This window comes from Citrobacter sp. Cpo148 (genome assembly GCF_030332375.1).
In the GTDB taxonomy this organism is placed as follows: domain Bacteria; phylum Pseudomonadota; class Gammaproteobacteria; order Enterobacterales; family Enterobacteriaceae; genus Citrobacter; species Citrobacter portucalensis.
In genome coordinates, this window is record NZ_JAOWHY010000034.1 from 80,949 (window position 1) to 97,035 (window position 16,087).

The 16,087-nt window shown below is 55.2% G+C and carries 15 protein-coding genes; 13 read left to right on the forward strand and 2 right to left on the reverse strand.

All coding sequences use genetic code 11. The annotated features are described in order from the left end of the window. Window positions 1-3 precede the first annotated feature (3 nt). From nuoJ to nuoN, 5 genes are all read left to right on the forward strand, one after another. A complete protein-coding gene (gene nuoJ, locus OGY10_RS02260; protein WP_003028059.1) occupies window positions 4-558 on the forward strand; it encodes an NADH-quinone oxidoreductase subunit J in 555 nt (184 codons plus the stop codon). Beyond that, entirely contained in the window at window positions 555-857 is a 303-nt protein-coding gene (gene nuoK, locus OGY10_RS02265) for an NADH-quinone oxidoreductase subunit NuoK (protein ID WP_000612644.1), read from the forward strand. The genes nuoJ and nuoK overlap by 4 nt, the downstream gene beginning before the upstream one ends. Next, on the forward strand, window positions 854-2,695 hold the full coding sequence (nuoL, locus tag OGY10_RS02270) for an NADH-quinone oxidoreductase subunit L (RefSeq protein ID WP_003834744.1): 1,842 nt from the start codon (window positions 854-856) through the stop codon (window positions 2,693-2,695). Before nuoK ends, nuoL begins: the two co-directional genes overlap by 4 nt. Window positions 2,696-2,946: 251 nt before the next feature. Beyond that, the gene (gene nuoM / locus OGY10_RS02275; protein WP_003027692.1) at window positions 2,947-4,476 is read left to right on the forward strand and encodes an NADH-quinone oxidoreductase subunit M; all 1,530 of its coding nucleotides are present in this window, start codon (window positions 2,947-2,949) and stop codon (window positions 4,474-4,476) included. A 6-nt stretch (window positions 4,477-4,482) separates the two neighbouring features. Then, window positions 4,483-5,940, forward strand: a complete 1,458-nt coding sequence (nuoN, locus tag OGY10_RS02280) for an NADH-quinone oxidoreductase subunit NuoN (protein ID WP_003027689.1) — start codon at window positions 4,483-4,485, stop codon at window positions 5,938-5,940. Between the two features lie 58 nt (window positions 5,941-5,998). Here nuoN and OGY10_RS02285 read toward each other — a convergent pair whose 3' ends face one another. Then, complete coding sequence (locus OGY10_RS02285) at window positions 5,999-7,003, reverse strand: chemotaxis protein (RefSeq protein WP_071445229.1); 1,005 nt, start codon at window positions 7,001-7,003, stop codon at window positions 5,999-6,001. 64 nt (window positions 7,004-7,067) lie between these two features. Next, complete coding sequence (rbn, locus tag OGY10_RS02290; RefSeq protein ID WP_071445232.1) at window positions 7,068-7,985, reverse strand: ribonuclease BN; 918 nt, start codon at window positions 7,983-7,985, stop codon at window positions 7,068-7,070. 67 nt (window positions 7,986-8,052) lie between these two features. On the opposite strand from rbn, the gene OGY10_RS02295 reads away from it, so the two are divergent. The 8 genes from OGY10_RS02295 to menE all read left to right on the forward strand — a co-directional run bounded on the left by OGY10_RS02295 (window position 8,053) and on the right by menE (window position 16,054). Next, window positions 8,053-8,514: a GNAT family N-acetyltransferase gene (locus tag OGY10_RS02295; protein WP_008785342.1), complete on the forward strand. Its 462-nt coding sequence runs from the start codon at window positions 8,053-8,055 to the stop codon at window positions 8,512-8,514. Window positions 8,515-8,577: 63 nt separating this feature from the next. Next, window positions 8,578-8,883 carry a stress response protein ElaB gene (gene elaB / locus OGY10_RS02300; RefSeq protein WP_003027683.1) on the forward strand — a complete coding sequence of 102 codons (306 nt, stop codon included), beginning with the start codon at window positions 8,578-8,580 and terminating at the stop codon, window positions 8,881-8,883. Between the two features lie 104 nt (window positions 8,884-8,987). Further along, window positions 8,988-10,286, forward strand: coding sequence for an isochorismate synthase MenF (gene menF / locus OGY10_RS02305; RefSeq protein ID WP_286576154.1), 1,299 nt, complete (start codon window positions 8,988-8,990; stop codon window positions 10,284-10,286). 87 nt (window positions 10,287-10,373) lie between these two features. After that, window positions 10,374-12,044 (forward strand): 2-succinyl-5-enolpyruvyl-6-hydroxy-3-cyclohexene-1-carboxylic-acid synthase, encoded by a 1,671-nt coding sequence (gene menD, locus OGY10_RS02310; RefSeq protein ID WP_057066388.1) that lies wholly within the window; start codon window positions 10,374-10,376, stop codon window positions 12,042-12,044. Beyond that, window positions 12,041-12,799, forward strand: a complete 759-nt coding sequence (gene menH / locus OGY10_RS02315) for a 2-succinyl-6-hydroxy-2,4-cyclohexadiene-1-carboxylate synthase (RefSeq protein WP_186413144.1) — start codon at window positions 12,041-12,043, stop codon at window positions 12,797-12,799. The genes menD and menH overlap by 4 nt, the downstream gene beginning before the upstream one ends. A 14-nt stretch (window positions 12,800-12,813) precedes the next feature. Continuing rightward, on the forward strand, window positions 12,814-13,671 hold the full coding sequence (menB, locus tag OGY10_RS02320) for a 1,4-dihydroxy-2-naphthoyl-CoA synthase (protein ID WP_003027671.1): 858 nt from the start codon (window positions 12,814-12,816) through the stop codon (window positions 13,669-13,671). After that, window positions 13,671-14,633 carry an o-succinylbenzoate synthase gene (gene menC, locus OGY10_RS02325; protein WP_071445235.1) on the forward strand — a complete coding sequence of 321 codons (963 nt, stop codon included), beginning with the start codon at window positions 13,671-13,673 and terminating at the stop codon, window positions 14,631-14,633. Before menB ends, menC begins: the two co-directional genes overlap by 1 nt. Then, window positions 14,630-16,054: an o-succinylbenzoate--CoA ligase gene (gene menE / locus OGY10_RS02330; RefSeq protein ID WP_071445237.1), complete on the forward strand. Its 1,425-nt coding sequence runs from the start codon at window positions 14,630-14,632 to the stop codon at window positions 16,052-16,054. Before menC ends, menE begins: the two co-directional genes overlap by 4 nt. Window positions 16,055-16,087 lie beyond the last annotated feature (33 nt).

The following is a 16,087-nucleotide window of genomic DNA, read 5'->3' on the forward strand; positions in this document are numbered from 1 at the left end:
GCAATGGAGTTCGCTTTTTATATCTGTGGCCTGATAGCCATTCTCGCAACCTTGCGGGTGATCACCCACACCAATCCGGTACACGCGTTGCTGTACCTGATTATTTCGCTGCTGGCGATTTCTGGGGTGTTCTTCTCGTTAGGCGCTTACTTCGCCGGTGCGCTGGAAATTATCGTCTACGCGGGCGCCATCATGGTGCTGTTCGTGTTCGTGGTGATGATGCTCAACCTTGGTGGTTCTGAAATTGAACAGGAACGTCAGTGGCTGAAACCGCAGGTGTGGATTGGTCCGGCGATTCTGTCAGCCATTATGCTGGTGGTTATTGTTTACGCCATTCTGGGCGTTAACGATCAGGGCATCGACGGCACGCCAATTAGCGCGAAAGCAGTCGGTATTTCCCTGTTCGGACCGTATGTACTGGCGGTTGAACTGGCTTCGATGCTGCTGCTGGCGGGTCTGGTTGTGGCCTTCCACGTGGGGCGCGAAGAGCGTTCTGGTGAAGTGCTGAGCAATCGCACCGACGACCGCGCGAAAAGAAAAACGGAGGAGCACGCATGATCCCCTTACAACATGGACTGATCCTCGCTGCGATCTTATTCGTGCTGGGCTTAACCGGTCTGGTTATCCGCCGCAATCTGCTGTTTATGCTGATCGGGCTGGAAATCATGATTAACGCCTCCGCGTTGGCCTTTGTGGTCGCCGGAAGCTACTGGGGCCAGACCGATGGTCAGGTGATGTATATTCTCGCCATCAGCCTTGCGGCTGCCGAAGCGAGCATTGGGCTTGCGCTGTTGCTGCAACTTCATCGCCGTCGCCAGAACCTGAACATCGATTCAGTAAGTGAGATGCGTGGATGAACATGCTTGCCTTAACCATTATTCTGCCATTTATTGGCTTTGTATTACTGGCGTTTTCTCGTGGTCGTTGGTCAGAAAATCTGTCTGCTACCGTGGGTGTCGGGTCGATCGGTCTGGCTGCGCTGGTTACTGCGTTTGTTGGCGTTGATTTCTTTGCCAATGGCCAGCAGGCTTACAGCCAGCCGCTGTGGACGTGGATGTCAGTCGGCGACTTCAACATCGGTTTTAACCTGGTGCTGGACGGCCTGTCGCTGACCATGCTCTCCGTGGTGACCGGCGTTGGTTTCCTGATCCACATGTTCGCCTCCTGGTATATGCGCGGAGAAGAGGGCTATTCTCGTTTCTTCGCCTACACCAACCTGTTTATCGCCAGCATGGTGGTTCTGGTGCTGGCGGATAACCTGCTGCTGATGTACCTCGGCTGGGAAGGCGTGGGCCTGTGCTCCTATCTGCTGATTGGTTTCTACTACACCGATCCGAAGAATGGCGCTGCGGCAATGAAAGCCTTCGTGGTAACCCGTGTTGGTGACGTATTCCTGGCGTTCGCGCTGTTCATCCTCTACAACGAGCTGGGCACGCTGAACTTCCGCGAAATGGTGGAACTGGCGCCTGCGCACTTTGCAGACGGTAACAACATGCTGATGTGGGCAACCCTGATGCTGCTGGGCGGTGCGGTCGGTAAATCTGCACAGCTGCCGTTGCAGACCTGGCTTGCTGATGCGATGGCCGGCCCGACGCCTGTCTCCGCGTTGATCCACGCCGCGACGATGGTTACCGCTGGTGTCTACCTGATAGCCCGTACGCACGGCCTGTTCCTGATGACGCCTGAAATCCTGCACCTGGTGGGGATTATCGGTGCTATCACTCTGGTGCTGGCGGGTTTTGCTGCGCTGGTACAGACCGACATCAAACGCGTTCTTGCGTACTCTACCATGAGCCAGATTGGTTATATGTTCCTGGCTCTTGGCGTACAGGCGTGGGATGCGGCGATTTTCCACCTGATGACGCACGCCTTCTTTAAAGCGTTGCTGTTCCTGGCATCCGGCTCGGTTATCCTGGCTTGCCACCACGAACAGAACATCTTCAAGATGGGCGGGCTGCGTAAGTCAATTCCGCTGGTGTATCTCTGCTTCCTGATCGGTGGCGCGGCGCTGTCGGCTCTGCCGCTGATTACCGCTGGCTTCTTCAGTAAGGATGAGATTCTGGCCGGTGCAATGGCGAATGGTCATATTAATCTGATGGTTGCAGGTCTGGTCGGTGCATTCATGACCTCTCTGTACACCTTCCGTATGATTTTCATCGTGTTCCACGGTAAAGAACAAATTCATGCCCACGCAGGGAAGGGGATTACCCATCATCTGCCGCTGATTGTGCTGATGATCCTGTCCACCTTCGTTGGCGCGCTGATTGTGCCGCCGCTGCAGGGTGTACTGCCTGCGACGACCGAGCTTGAGCATGGTCGCGTTATGACGCTGGAAATTACCTCCGGTATCGTAGCGATTGCGGGTATCCTGATCGCAGCATGGCTGTGGCTGGGTAAACGCACGCTGGTGACGTCGATTGCGAACAGTGCGCCGGGCCGCCTGCTGGGTACCTGGTGGTATAACGCCTGGGGCTTCGACTGGCTGTACGACAAAGTGTTCGTCAAGCCGTTCCTGGGTGTTGCCTGGTTGCTGAAACGCGATCCGCTCAACTCAATGATGAACATCCCGGCGATCCTTTCCCGCTTTGCAGGTAAAGGCCTGCTGTTGAGCGAGAACGGTTATCTGCGCTGGTATGTTGCATCAATGAGCATCGGCGCCGTCGTTGTGCTGGCACTGTTGATGGTACTGCGTTGAGTTTGTTGGCTGGATGAACGATTGCCGGATGGCGCTGCGCTTATCCGGCCTACAAACCCAAAAATAATTTTTAGAATTCGTTGAAAATCTGTTCCTGATGTACAGGCGTCATCGGCGAAGTCAGACCGGAGACCGCCAGCGCAGAGCAACCGGAGCGTACTGAAGTACGTGAGGATTGCGAGCACTGCCGGGATTTGGGCTGACGAGTGAGATAGCCTGAGCAGGAGTAAATATAAGGGACATACTTAGCTATGTTATTACCCTGGTTGATATTAATTCCCTTTATCGGTGGCTTCCTGTGCTGGCAGACCGAACGCTTTGGCGTGAAGGTGCCGCGCTGGATTGCGCTGATTACCATGGGATTGACGCTGGCGCTTGGCCTGCAACTGTGGTTGCAGGGCGGCTATTCACTGACGCAATCCGCTGGCATTCCGCAGTGGCAGTCTGAATTTGTCCTGCCGTGGATCCCACGTTTTGGCATCTCTATTCATCTGGCTATCGACGGTCTGTCGCTGCTGATGGTAGTGCTGACCGGTCTGCTCGGTGTTCTGGCGGTACTTTGCTCCTGGAATGAAATCGAAAAATACCAGGGCTTCTTCCATCTGAACCTGATGTGGATCTTAGGCGGCGTGATCGGCGTGTTCCTTGCCATCGACATGTTCCTGTTCTTCTTCTTCTGGGAAATGATGCTGGTGCCGATGTACTTCCTGATCGCGTTGTGGGGGCATAAAGCCTCTGACGGTAAAACGCGTATCACGGCGGCGACCAAGTTCTTCATTTATACCCAGGCGAGTGGTCTGGTGATGTTGATTGCCATCCTGGCGCTGGTGTTTGTGCACTATAAAGCGACCGGTGTGTGGACCTTCAACTATGAAGAGCTGCTGAATACCCCGATGTCCCACGGTGTGGAATATCTGCTGATGCTGGGCTTCTTCATTGCCTTCGCGGTGAAAATGCCGGTAGTTCCGCTGCACGGCTGGTTGCCGGATGCGCACTCCCAGGCGCCGACCGCAGGTTCCGTTGACCTGGCGGGGATTTTGCTGAAAACCGCGGCTTACGGTCTGCTGCGCTTCTCTCTGCCGCTGTTCCCGAACGCGTCGGCGGAGTTTGCACCTATCGCAATGTGGCTGGGCGTTATCGGTATCTTCTACGGCGCGTGGATGGCCTTTAATCAGTACGATATCAAACGTCTGATCGCTTACACCTCCGTATCGCACATGGGCTTCGTACTGATTGCTATCTACACCGGCAGCCAGCTGGCGTACCAGGGTGCTGTTATCCAGATGATTGCGCACGGTCTGTCCGCAGCCGGTCTGTTCATTCTGTGTGGTCAGCTGTACGAACGTCTGCACACGCGAGATATGCGTATGATGGGCGGCCTGTGGGGCAAAATGAAATGGTTGCCTGCGCTGTCGATGTTCTTCGCAGTGTGTACGCTGGGTATGCCGGGTACAGGTAACTTCGTTGGCGAATTTATGATTCTGTTCGGCAGCTACCAGGTGGTTCCGGTCATTACCGTGATCTCGACCTTTGGTCTGGTGTTTGCCTCTGTTTACTCGCTGGCGATGCTGCATCGCGCTTACTTCGGTAAAGCGAAGAGCCAGATTGCCAGTGTTGAACTGCCAGGGATGTCGCTGCGTGAGCTGTTTATCATCCTGTTGCTGGTCGTGCTTCTGGTACTGCTTGGCTTCTATCCGCAGCCGATTCTGGATACCTCGCATTCTGCGATGAGCAACATCCAGCAGTGGTTTGTTAATTCCGTTACTACTACAAGGCCGTAAATCGCCATGACAATAACTCCACAACACCTGATTGCGCTGCTACCGCTGCTGATCGTCGGCTTGACGGTGGTGGTTGTGATGCTCTCCATTGCGTGGCGACGCAATCACTTCCTCAATGCCACGCTGTCGGTCATTGGGCTTAACGCCGCGTTGGTTTCGCTCTGGTTTGTTGGCCAGGCGGGCGCCATGGACGTCACCCCGCTGATGCGGGTTGACGGTTTCGCCATGCTCTACACCGGGCTGGTGCTGCTGGCGAGTCTTGCCACCTGTACCTTCGCTTACCCGTGGCTGGAAGGCTACGATGACAACCGGGAAGAGTTCTACCTGTTGGTGCTGATTGCCGCACTTGGCGGTATTCTGCTGGCTAACGCTAACCATCTGGCGGCGCTGTTCCTTGGTATTGAGCTGATCTCTCTGCCGCTGTTTGGTCTGGTTGGCTATGCGTTCCGTCAGAAACGTTCGCTGGAAGCCAGTATCAAATACACCATTCTGTCTGCCGCAGCGTCTTCCTTCCTGCTGTTCGGTATGGCGCTGGTGTACGCGCAGTCTGGTAATCTGTCGTTTGTTGCACTCGGTAAGAGCCTCGGCGACGGCATGCTGCACGAACCGCTGCTGCTGGCGGGCTTCGGTCTGATGATTGTTGGCCTCGGCTTTAAACTCTCGCTGGTTCCGTTCCACCTGTGGACGCCAGACGTATACCAGGGCGCTCCGGCTCCGGTTTCCACCTTCCTGGCGACGGCGAGCAAAATCGCTATCTTCGGCGTGGTGATGCGTCTGTTCCTGTACGCACCGGTAGGAGATAGCGAAGCGGTACGTATCGTACTGGGCGTAATTGCCTTTGCTTCCATCATCTTCGGTAACCTGATGGCGCTGAGCCAGACCAATATTAAACGTCTGCTCGGTTACTCTTCTATCTCTCACCTCGGCTACCTGCTGGTGGCGCTTATTGCTCTGCAGAGCGGCGAGATGTCGATGGAAGCAGTTGGCGTTTACCTGGCCGGTTACCTGTTCAGCAGCCTCGGCGCGTTCGGTGTGGTCAGCCTGATGTCCAGCCCGTACCGCGGCCCGGATGCGGACTCTCTGTTCTCCTACCGTGGTCTGTTCTGGCATCGTCCGATCCTCGCGGCAGTGATGACGGTGATGATGCTGTCTCTGGCAGGTATCCCGATGACGCTGGGCTTTATCGGTAAGTTCTACGTACTGGCCGTCGGTGTACAGGCTAACCTGTGGTGGCTGGTTGCCGCGGTGGTGGTCGGTTCCGCGATTGGTTTGTACTACTACCTGCGTGTTGCGGTGAGCCTGTACTTGAGCGCACCGCAGCAGTTGAACCGCGATGCGCCGTCCAACTGGCAGTACAGCGCGGGCGGTATCGTGGTGCTGATTTCTGCTCTGCTGGTACTGGTGCTGGGTATTTACCCGCAACCGCTGATCAGCATTGTGCAGTTAGCGACTCCGCTGATGTAAACGAAATGCAGAAACGAAAAAACCCGCCTTGGCGGGTTTTTTTATGCGTGAAATACGGTCAGTTTAATAGCTGACGGCTCACCAGCGGACCGCTGATGCCTTTCGCTGTGCGATCCATCACTTCCTGGATCACTGAAGAAAGCTCATTGACTTCGAATTTGGCCACATAGCCATCCGCTTTTACACGGCGAACGTGATCTTCGTTCGCGCTACCGGAAAGCGAAGAGTGGATAACGACCGGGATTTTCTTCAGACGTTCGTCGGTTTTTATCTTACGGGTAAGCGTAAAACCGTCCATCTCCGGCATTTCGAGATCGGTGAGAACCAGAGCGATCTTCTCACTGACCGGCTTGCCCTCCGCCAGCGCTTCTGCGGAAAGCTGCTGAATTTTTTCCCACGCATCCTGGCCTGTTACATGCATCAGATACGGGATCTCCATGGCGTTTAGACCTTTTTCCAACATGGCGCGGGCCACTTTGGAATCATCAGCCACAATCGCCACCGCACCCGGCGTGATGTTGAATTTATTGGTTTTCAGATCGGTTGCGCGCAGGTCGTGGTTCGCCGGTACGATATCGTACAGGATCTGCTCAACGTCGAGTACCAGCGCCAGGTTGTTGGTCTCTTTGTTGTCGTCCAGGCAAGCGATACTGGTGATATAGCGACCATTAACGGCTTTCTCGGCGGTATGCACCTGTTGCCAGTCCAGGCGCATAATGTTTTCCACTGACTCCACAGCAAACGCCTGGACGCTGCGGGCATATTCTGTGATCAACAGGATGTTGAGTCCGGTCTCTGGCTTACAGCCCGCGACGGCGGGCAGGTCAATCACCGGGATCACCTGATCGCGAATATTAACCATACCCAGTAACGGGGCCTTCATACCCGCCGGACGCGTAAAGGTCGGCATCGGCACGATTTCACGCAGTTTGAATACGTTGATGCCAAACAGCTCTGATTTCTGCTCCTCAACAGATTTGCCGAGGCGAAACAGCAGCAGTTCAAAACGGTTAGACAGGGTTAGGTTTGTCCTGTCATCAATATCTTTCTGGAAATTGTTCATCCTGTCCTCAGTGTGAAAGCCAGCCTTTCCACTGTTATCGGCACTGAGGCGGAAAAATAGAGCGTTAAACGCTGAAAATGGCGAAATCGTGAGCCAGTGCCGTGTCTGGAAATATTGTTTTGCACTCTGCGAGTAAGCGCTGGCAGCCTTTTTCATCGTAGCGTGAGCTAACGTGGGTCATTATCAGACGTCCCACTCCGGCATCCAGCGCCAGCTGTGCGGCTTGTCGGGTTGAGCTGTGCCCGCGACTGTTTGCTTTTTCCTCCATTGAAGCGTCCAGCGTGGTTTCGTGTACCATGACATCTACACCTCGAGCCAGTTCAATGGCGGACGCGCAGGGTCCTGTGTCACCGAAAATAGCGACTGATTTTCCCTTGGTGGGTGGGGAAAGAAAATCGGCACCGTTAATCGCTCGACCATCCTCCAGCACGATGGTTTTTCCGGCTTTCAAATCCTGAAACCACGGGCCCGCTTTAACGTCTGCCGCCTTCAGGGCATTGGCGTCAAGCGCACCGGGTTTATCGTGCTCTTGAATGCGAAAACCGTAGCATTCCAGCGGATGTGCCAGCGGGTAAGCCGTTACTTTTCGCAGGCCGTCATCCACAATCTCACCCGCGGTGATTTCTACAATATCCAGCGGATAATCGGTCCAGGAGCCGCTCAGACGCAATGCGGTTTCGGTAAACTCTCGCAACCCTTTTGGCCCGTAGAGCGTCAGAGGCTGGACATTGCCGGCCATTGAGCGACTGCACAGTAGCCCCGGTAAACCAAACAGGTGATCGCCGTGCAGATGGCTGATAAAAATACGATCGAGTTTTCCTGGATTGAAAGGCGTGGTGAGCATCTGATGCTGCGTCCCTTCGCCGCAATCAAAAAGCCACAGCCCCGCCTGAGTCGGGTGTTGCAGATTCAGTAAAATTGCCGTTACATTGCGTGAGCGCGTGGGGACTCCCGCAGACGTGCCTAAAAATAGTAATTCCATCTTTGCGTTACACTTTTCGCCATCAATAAGGCAGGGTGTTCAGGTTATCACAACATAGGGGCAGACAATGATTCACTGGCAAGATCTCCACCATGCAAAGCTGAGTACCCAACAACTGTACGCACTACTTCAGCTACGATGCGCGGTATTTGTAGTTGAGCAACAGTGTCCGTACCAGGATGTGGATGGCGATGACCTGGCTGGAGAGAATCGGCATATTCTGGGCTGGCATAACGATGAGCTGGTGGCGTATGCGAGGATTCTGAAAAGCGATGACGAGCTGGAGCCGGTAGTGATTGGTCGGGTGATTGTAAGCGAAGCGCTGCGTGGTGAAAAACTGGGGCAACAGCTAATGGCCCAGACGCTGGCATCCTGCGCGCAACACTGGCCACACAAGGCGTTGTATCTGGGCGCACAGGCGCATCTGCAATCGTTCTATGCGCGCTTTGGCTTTGTTCCGGTGACGGATATCTATGACGAAGATGGTATTCCACACGTCGGAATGGCGCGGGAAGCACATCAGGCGTAAACAGGCGCAATCAGTCCAGGTTGTCTATAGTTAGCGGGTACGTCAATAGAAAGGGAGAATATAATGTCTTTTCATTCTTATGAATCACGTATCGATGATGATCTGGAATTATTAAGTGAAACGCTGGAAGAGGTGCTGCGTTCTTCTGGCGACCCAGCAGATCAAAAATACCTTGAGTTAAAAGCGCGGGCAGAGCGGGCGTTAGAAGAGGTGAGAAATCGCGTCAGCCATGCTTCTGATAGCTACTATTACCGTGCGAAAAAAGCTGTTTGTCGGGCGGATGACTATGTGCACGAAAAACCCTGGCGCGGAATCGGCGTTGGCGCCACAGTCGGTTTAGTGATGGGATTATTGTTAGCGCGGCGATAAATTCCGTTCTGTCATCGCATTTGTACGTACTCCCTAACTGGGGGTACTGCTTTTTCTGCTCAGTACCCCGTATAATGAGAGGTTTTTAACAGGGAGAGGTCCGCGTGCATTCAATCACTACTGCGCTGGAAAGTCTGATGCGTCATTTATCGCAAGAGATGCCAGCAGCACCTGGAATTCGTATTTACGATATACCTTTCCCACTGAATGATGCGTTTGACGCTTTAGGATGGCTGGCCAGTCAACCCGTCTGGCCCCAGTTTTACTGGCAGCAGCGTAACGGCGATGAAGAAGCCGCCGTATTAGGGGCCGTCGCCGCATTTTCCTCGCTGGAATCAGCCCAGCAATTTTTACATCAGCATGATAATCATCCCGACCTGTGCATCTGGGGCCTGAATGCCTTTGAGCCTCAGCGTGGCAATTTACTGCTGCCGCGGCTGGAGTGGCGACGTTGCGCCGGAGTGGCGAGCTTACGCTTACATCTTTATAGCGACGTGTCGCTACGTGAAGACGCTGCACAAGCGATCGCCTTCATCTCATCGCTTGCTCCCGTAAAACCGCTCCCTGCATTGCGTTTGAATTTGACGGGAGAACAGCACTGGCCGGAGAAAGCTGGCTGGATAGACCTGATAAAACTCGCCACTCAAACGATCGCAGGAGAAGACCTCGATAAGGTCGTGCTGGCGCGGGCGACCGATTTACAGTTTTCTCAGTCGGTTAATGCCGCTGCCGTGATGGCTTCCAGCCGTCGCTTAAATCTGAACTGCTACCATTTCTTTATGGCATTCTCCGCTGACACCGCTTTTCTTGGCTCTTCTCCTGAACGTCTGTATCGACGACGTGATACGGCGCTGCGCACCGAGGCGCTGGCCGGAACCGTGGCAAATCACCCTGAGGATCATCGGGCCTGGCAATTGGGCGACTGGCTAATGAAAGATGATAAAAACCAGCGCGAGAATATGCTGGTGGTCGAAGATATTTGCCAGCGCCTGCAAGGCTGTACGCAAACTCTCGATGTGCTGCCACCGCAGGTGCTCAGGCTGCGTAAAGTGCAGCACCTGCGCCGTTGCATCTGGACGGAACTGAATCAGGCAGACGATACGCTTTGCCTGATGCAGCTCCAGCCCACGGCGGCAGTTGCCGGTATTCCGCGTGAGCTGGCGCGTGAATTCATCCAGCAAAATGAACCCTTTGAACGCGAGTGGTATGCCGGTTCAGCGGGTTATCTTTCTTTGCGCCAAAGCGAGTTTTGTGTGTCATTGCGTTCAGCGAAAATTAGCGCAAACGTGGTACGCCTGTATGCCGGGGCAGGGATTGTACGTGGCTCAGATCCTGAGCAGGAATGGCAAGAAATAGACAATAAAGCGGCAGGGTTACGTACTTTATTACAGATGGAAGGATAGTGATTTCGTGTATATTTCCGATTCATATCAAAAATCCATTTATTCGATTCTCTATACTGTGTCGCAATATTGATACCGGACAATCTCATGTCAGTAAGCGCATTTAACCGACGCTGGGCGGCGGTCATTCTGGAAGCACTCACTCGCCACGGCGTCAGGCATGTCTGCATTGCCCCTGGCTCTCGTTCTACACCGTTGACGCTGGCGGCAGCGGAAAACCCCGCATTCATCCACCACACCCATTTTGACGAGCGCGGTCTTGGGCATCTGGCTTTAGGTCTGGCAAAAGTCAGCCGTCAGCCTGTCGCCGTGATTGTGACGTCCGGTACCGCGGTGGCGAATTTATATCCCGCGTTGATTGAGGCGGGCCTGACCGGTGAAAAACTGATTTTACTTACCGCTGACAGACCGCCAGAGCTTATCGACTGTGGCGCGAACCAGGCGATTCGTCAGGCCGGAATGTTTGCCTCGCATCCATCGCAAACGCTCTCTTTACCGCGTCCGACTCAGGACATTCCGGCAAGCTGGCTGGTGTCCACTATTGATAATGCGTTAGCTGCCCTGCATAGCGGGGCGGTTCATATCAATTGCCCGTTTGCGGAACCGCTGTATGGCGATATGGACGAAACGGGGATTGCCTGGCAGCAGCGCCTCGGCGACTGGTGGCAGGACGATAAGCCCTGGCTGCGAGAAGCGCGTCGGCTGGAAAGCGACAAACAACGCGACTGGTTTTTCTGGCGACAAAAACGCGGCGTAGTCATTGCGGGCCGCATGAGCGCGGAAGAAGGTCAGAAGGTTGCGCAGTGGGCGCAGACGTTAGGCTGGCCGCTGATTGGCGATGTTCTGTCGCAAACCGGACAACCGCTGCCGTGCGCCGACCTGTGGCTGGGAAATGCGAAAGCTGTAGCTGAATTGCAGCAGGCGCAGATTGTGGTGCAGCTTGGTAGCAGCCTGACCGGAAAACGTCTGCTGCAATGGCAGGCCAGCTGCGATCCGCAGGAATACTGGATTGTCGATAATATCGAAGGCCGCCTCGATCCGGCCCATCATCGCGGCCGCAGGTTGGTGGCGAAAGTTGGCGACTGGCTGGAGCTACATCCGGCGGAGAAACGTCAGCCCTGGTGTATGGAGATCCCTCGTCTGGCGCAACAGGCCTGGCAGGCGGTAGAAGCCCGTCGTGAGGCGTTTGGTGAAGCGCAATTAGCCCACCGTATCCGCGACTACTTGCCGGAGCAGGGGCAGCTGTTCGTGGGTAACAGTCTGGTGGTACGCCTGATTGATGCGCTGTCGCAGCTTCCGGCTGGTTACCCGGTCTATAGCAACCGTGGCGCGAGCGGTATTGACGGCCTGCTGTCAACGGCAGCTGGTGTACAGCGTGCCAGCGCGAAATCGACGCTGGCGATTGTTGGCGATTTATCTGCATTGTATGACCTGAATGCGCTGGCGTTATTGCGCCAGGTTTCTGCACCGTTTGTCCTGATAGTGGTCAATAATAACGGCGGGCAGATTTTCTCCCTGCTGCCGACGCCAGCCAGCGAACGCGAACGGTTCTATCTGATGCCGCAGAACGTACATTTCGAGCATGCTGCCGCCATGTTTAACCTTAAATACCAGCGCCCGGAAAACTGGGAGCAGCTGGAGAGCGCGTTGACTAACGCGTGGCGTACACCTGCGGCCACGGTGATTGAGCTGGTGGTGAACGAAACTGACGGGGCGCAAACCTTGCAGCAACTGCTGGCGCAGGTAAGTCATCTATGATCCTGCATGCGCAGGCGAAAGAGGGGCAGACGGGATTTCCCTGGCTGGTTTTCCTGCACGGTTTCTCTGGCGATTGCCAGGAATGGCAGACGGTCGGCGAAGCGTTTCAGGATTATTCGCGGCTATACATAGACTTGCCGGGACACGGTGGCTCCGCTGACATCGGCGTGAGTGGGTTCGATGATGTCAGCGTTTTGCTGCGTAACACTCTACTTAGTTACAACATGCTTAACTACTGGCTGGTGGGATACTCTCTTGGCGGCAGAGTCGCCATGATGGCGGCCTGTCAGGAGATGCCTGGGCTTTGTGGTCTGGTGGTTGAAGGCGGACATCCCGGCTTGCAAAGCGAGGAGGCGCGCGTTCAGCGTCGTCTCTCGGATGGCCGCTGGGCTGCGCGTTTTCGCGCAGAGCCGCTACGTGAGGTGTTTAATGACTGGTATCAACAGCCCGTTTTTTCCTCGCTGAACGCGGCACAAAGAGAGGCGCTGGTCGCTCTGCGTAGCCAGAATAATGGGCAAACGCTGGCGGCAATGCTGGAGGCCACCTCGCTTGCCGTACAGCCTGATTTACGTGCGCAACTCACGACGCGCACATTTCCGTTTTATTATTTATGTGGTGAACGTGACGAAAAATTCCGCGCTCTGGCGGCGGAAATATCAGTACCAAACCATGTGATTCGTAATGCCGGACACAACGCGCATCGGGACAACCCCGCGGGCGTAGTGGACTGTCTGGCTCAGATTCTGCGTCGCTGACTATAGGACATTTTATGATCTATCCTGATGAAACAATGCTTTACGCACCGGTAGAATGGCACGATTGCTCTGAAGGCTATACCGACATTCTTTACGAGAAATCCACCGACGGTATCGCAAAAATCACTATTAATCGTCCACAGGTACGCAATGCCTTCCGTCCGGTCACCGTGAAAGAGATGATCCAGGCGCTGGCGGATGCCCGCTATGATGACAACATCGGCGTAATTATTCTGACCGGTGCTGGCGACAAAGCGTTCTGCGCAGGCGGCGATCAGAAAGTGCGTGGTGACTACGGCGGATACCAGGATGACTCCGGTGTGCATCACCTGAACGTACTGGACTTCCAGCGCCAGATTCGTACCTGTCCGAAACCGGTAGTCGCGATGGTTGCAGGTTTCTCCATTGGCGGTGGCCATGTGCTGCACATGATGTGTGACCTGACCATTGCGGCTGAAAACGCCATCTTTGGTCAGACCGGCCCGAAAGTCGGTTCTTTCGACGGCGGTTGGGGCGCTTCCTACATGGCGCGCATCGTCGGTCAGAAAAAAGCGCGTGAAATCTGGTTCCTGTGCCGTCAGTACGATGCGAAACAGGCGCTGGATATGGGTCTGGTCAACACCGTGGTTCCGCTGGCGGATCTGGAAAAAGAGACCGTACGCTGGTGCCGTGAAATGCTGCAAAACAGCCCAATGGCGCTGCGCTGCCTGAAAGCCGCACTGAACGCCGACTGTGATGGTCAGGCTGGCCTGCAGGAGCTGGCAGGTAACGCCACTATGCTGTTCTACATGACGGAAGAAGGTCAGGAAGGCCGTAACGCCTTTAACCAGAAACGTCAGCCTGATTTCAGCAAATTCAAACGGAATCCGTAATGCGTAGCGCGCAGGTATACCGCTGGCAGATCCCCATGGACGCGGGGGTGATTCTGCGCGACAGGCGGTTAAAAACGCGTGACGGGCTGTACGTTTGTCTTTGTGACGGCGAGCGCGAAGGGTGGGGAGAAATTTCCCCACTGCCGGGCTTCAGTCAGGAAAGCTGGGAAGAGGCACAAACCGAGCTGCTGGCCTGGGTGAAAGGCTGGTTGCAAGGGGATGACTCCTTACCGCAACTGCCTTCGGTCGCCTTTGGCGTAAGCTGTGCGCTGGCCGAACTGACTGGCGTATTGCCACAGGACGCGGACTATCGTGCTGCGCCGCTGTGTACCGGCGATCCTGACGATCTGGTGCTACAACTGGCGGATATGCCGGGCGAAAAAGTGGCGAAGATCAAGGTCGGTCTGTATGAAGCGGTCCGCGACGGCATGGTAGCCAATCTGCTGCTTGAGGCGATCCCGGAGCTGCATTTGCGACTTGACGCCAACCGGGCCTGGACGCCGTTGAAAGCACAGCAGTTCGCGAAATACGTTAATCCGGAATATCGCGAACGCATTGCCTTTCTCGAAGAGCCGTGCAAAACCCGCGATGATTCTCGTGCCTTCGCGCGTGAAACCGGCATTGCCATCGCCTGGGATGAAAGTCTGCGTGAAGCAGATTTCACCTTCGAAGCTGAAGAGGGCGTCAAGGCCGTGGTTATCAAACCTACGCTGACCGGCAGTCTCGATAAAGTCCGTGAACAGGTGGCTGCGGCGCATGCGCTTGGTCTGACTGCCGTTATCAGTTCGTCAATCGAGTCGAGTCTGGGCTTAACCCAGTTGGCGAGAATTGCCGCCTGGCTAACGCCGCAGACCATTCCGGGTCTGGATACCCTGAGTCTGATGCAGTGCCAGCAGGTACGCACCTGGCCGGGTAGCACGTTGCCGTGTATCGACGTTGATGCGCTGGAACGTCTGCTATGACCCAGCAGGAAATGCCCGATAGCGTGAGCTTATCGGGCCTGGTGCAGTTCCGTGACTGGCCGTGGCGTCACTGGCGACAGGTTCGTGCGAAGGCGCCAGCCTTACGCCTCAACGATGAGGTATTAAGCTGGAGCGATCTCTGCACACGTGTAGATTATCTGGCCTGCGGTTTTGCCGCTCAGGGCGTGGAAGAGGGCGATGGTGTTCTGCTTCGCGCCTGGAATCATCCGCGCGCTTTGCTGGCCTGGCTCGCGCTGCTGCAATGTGGGGCGCGGGTTTTACCTGTGAACCCACAGTTGCCTCAGCCGCTACTTGATGCGCTTATCCCGGACTTAACGCTACGTTTTGCGCTGGATCTGGAGGCCGCTATCGCACTTCCGGAACTCAGCCCGTTGCAGATGCGGTCGTTACCAGGCGATCGCGCCGCTGCGTGGTTGCCTGAACGTTTGAGCACGATGACGTTAACTTCAGGTTCTACCGGATTGCCAAAAGCGGCTGTTCATACCTGTCAGGCGCATCTGGCAAGCGCGCAGGGCGTACTGTCATTAATGCCGTTTGGTGCTGAGGATGACTGGCTGCTCTCGCTGCCGCTGTTTCATGTTTCCGGTCAGGGTATTTTGTGGCGCTGGTTGTTCGCCGGAGCGCGAATGACCGTGCGCGACAAGCAGCCGCTGGAGCAAATGCTGGCTGGATGTACCCACGCTTCACTGGTGCCCACGCAGCTGTGGCGCTTGCTGGTCAACAACACGCCGGTCACACTCAAAGCGGTACTGCTGGGAGGTGCGGCAATTCCTGTTGAATTGACGGAGCAAGCGCGCGAGCAAGGGATTCGTTGCTGGTGCGGTTACGGATTAACGGAGTTTGCTTCTACGGTCTGTGCGAAAGAGGCTGATGGTCTGGCAGATGTGGGTTCCCCCCTGGCGGGCAGAGAGGTAAGAATCGTTGATGATGAAGTCTGGCTGCGTGCCGCCAGCATGGCGCAAGGTTACTGGCGTAACGGACAGCTTATTCCTTTAGTGAACGCGGAAGGCTGGTTTGCAACCCGCGATCGCGGCGTGCTGAAGGACGGCAAGTTAACGATTGTCGGTCGTATGGATAATCTGTTTTTTAGCGGCGGGGAAGGTATACAGCCGGAAGAAGTGGAACGCGTGATTGCAGCGCATCCGCATGTTCTACAAGCCTTCATTGTGCCGATAGAAGACAAAGAGTTTGGCCATCGCCCGGTGGCTGTCATTGAGTATGACGCTAATGCTGGAGAAACTAATCTCGAAGAGTGGGTAAAAGATAAGCTAGCCCGCTTTCAGCAGCCGATTTGTTGGCTAACATTGCCGCCCGAGCTCAAAGCAGGAGGAATTAAAATTTCGCGCCGTGCGTTATTGGATTGGGTAAGTGCTTCATCATTAACATTAAGAAAACATTAATAGTATTTCTCGTTATTGTCATTCCGCAGCTAT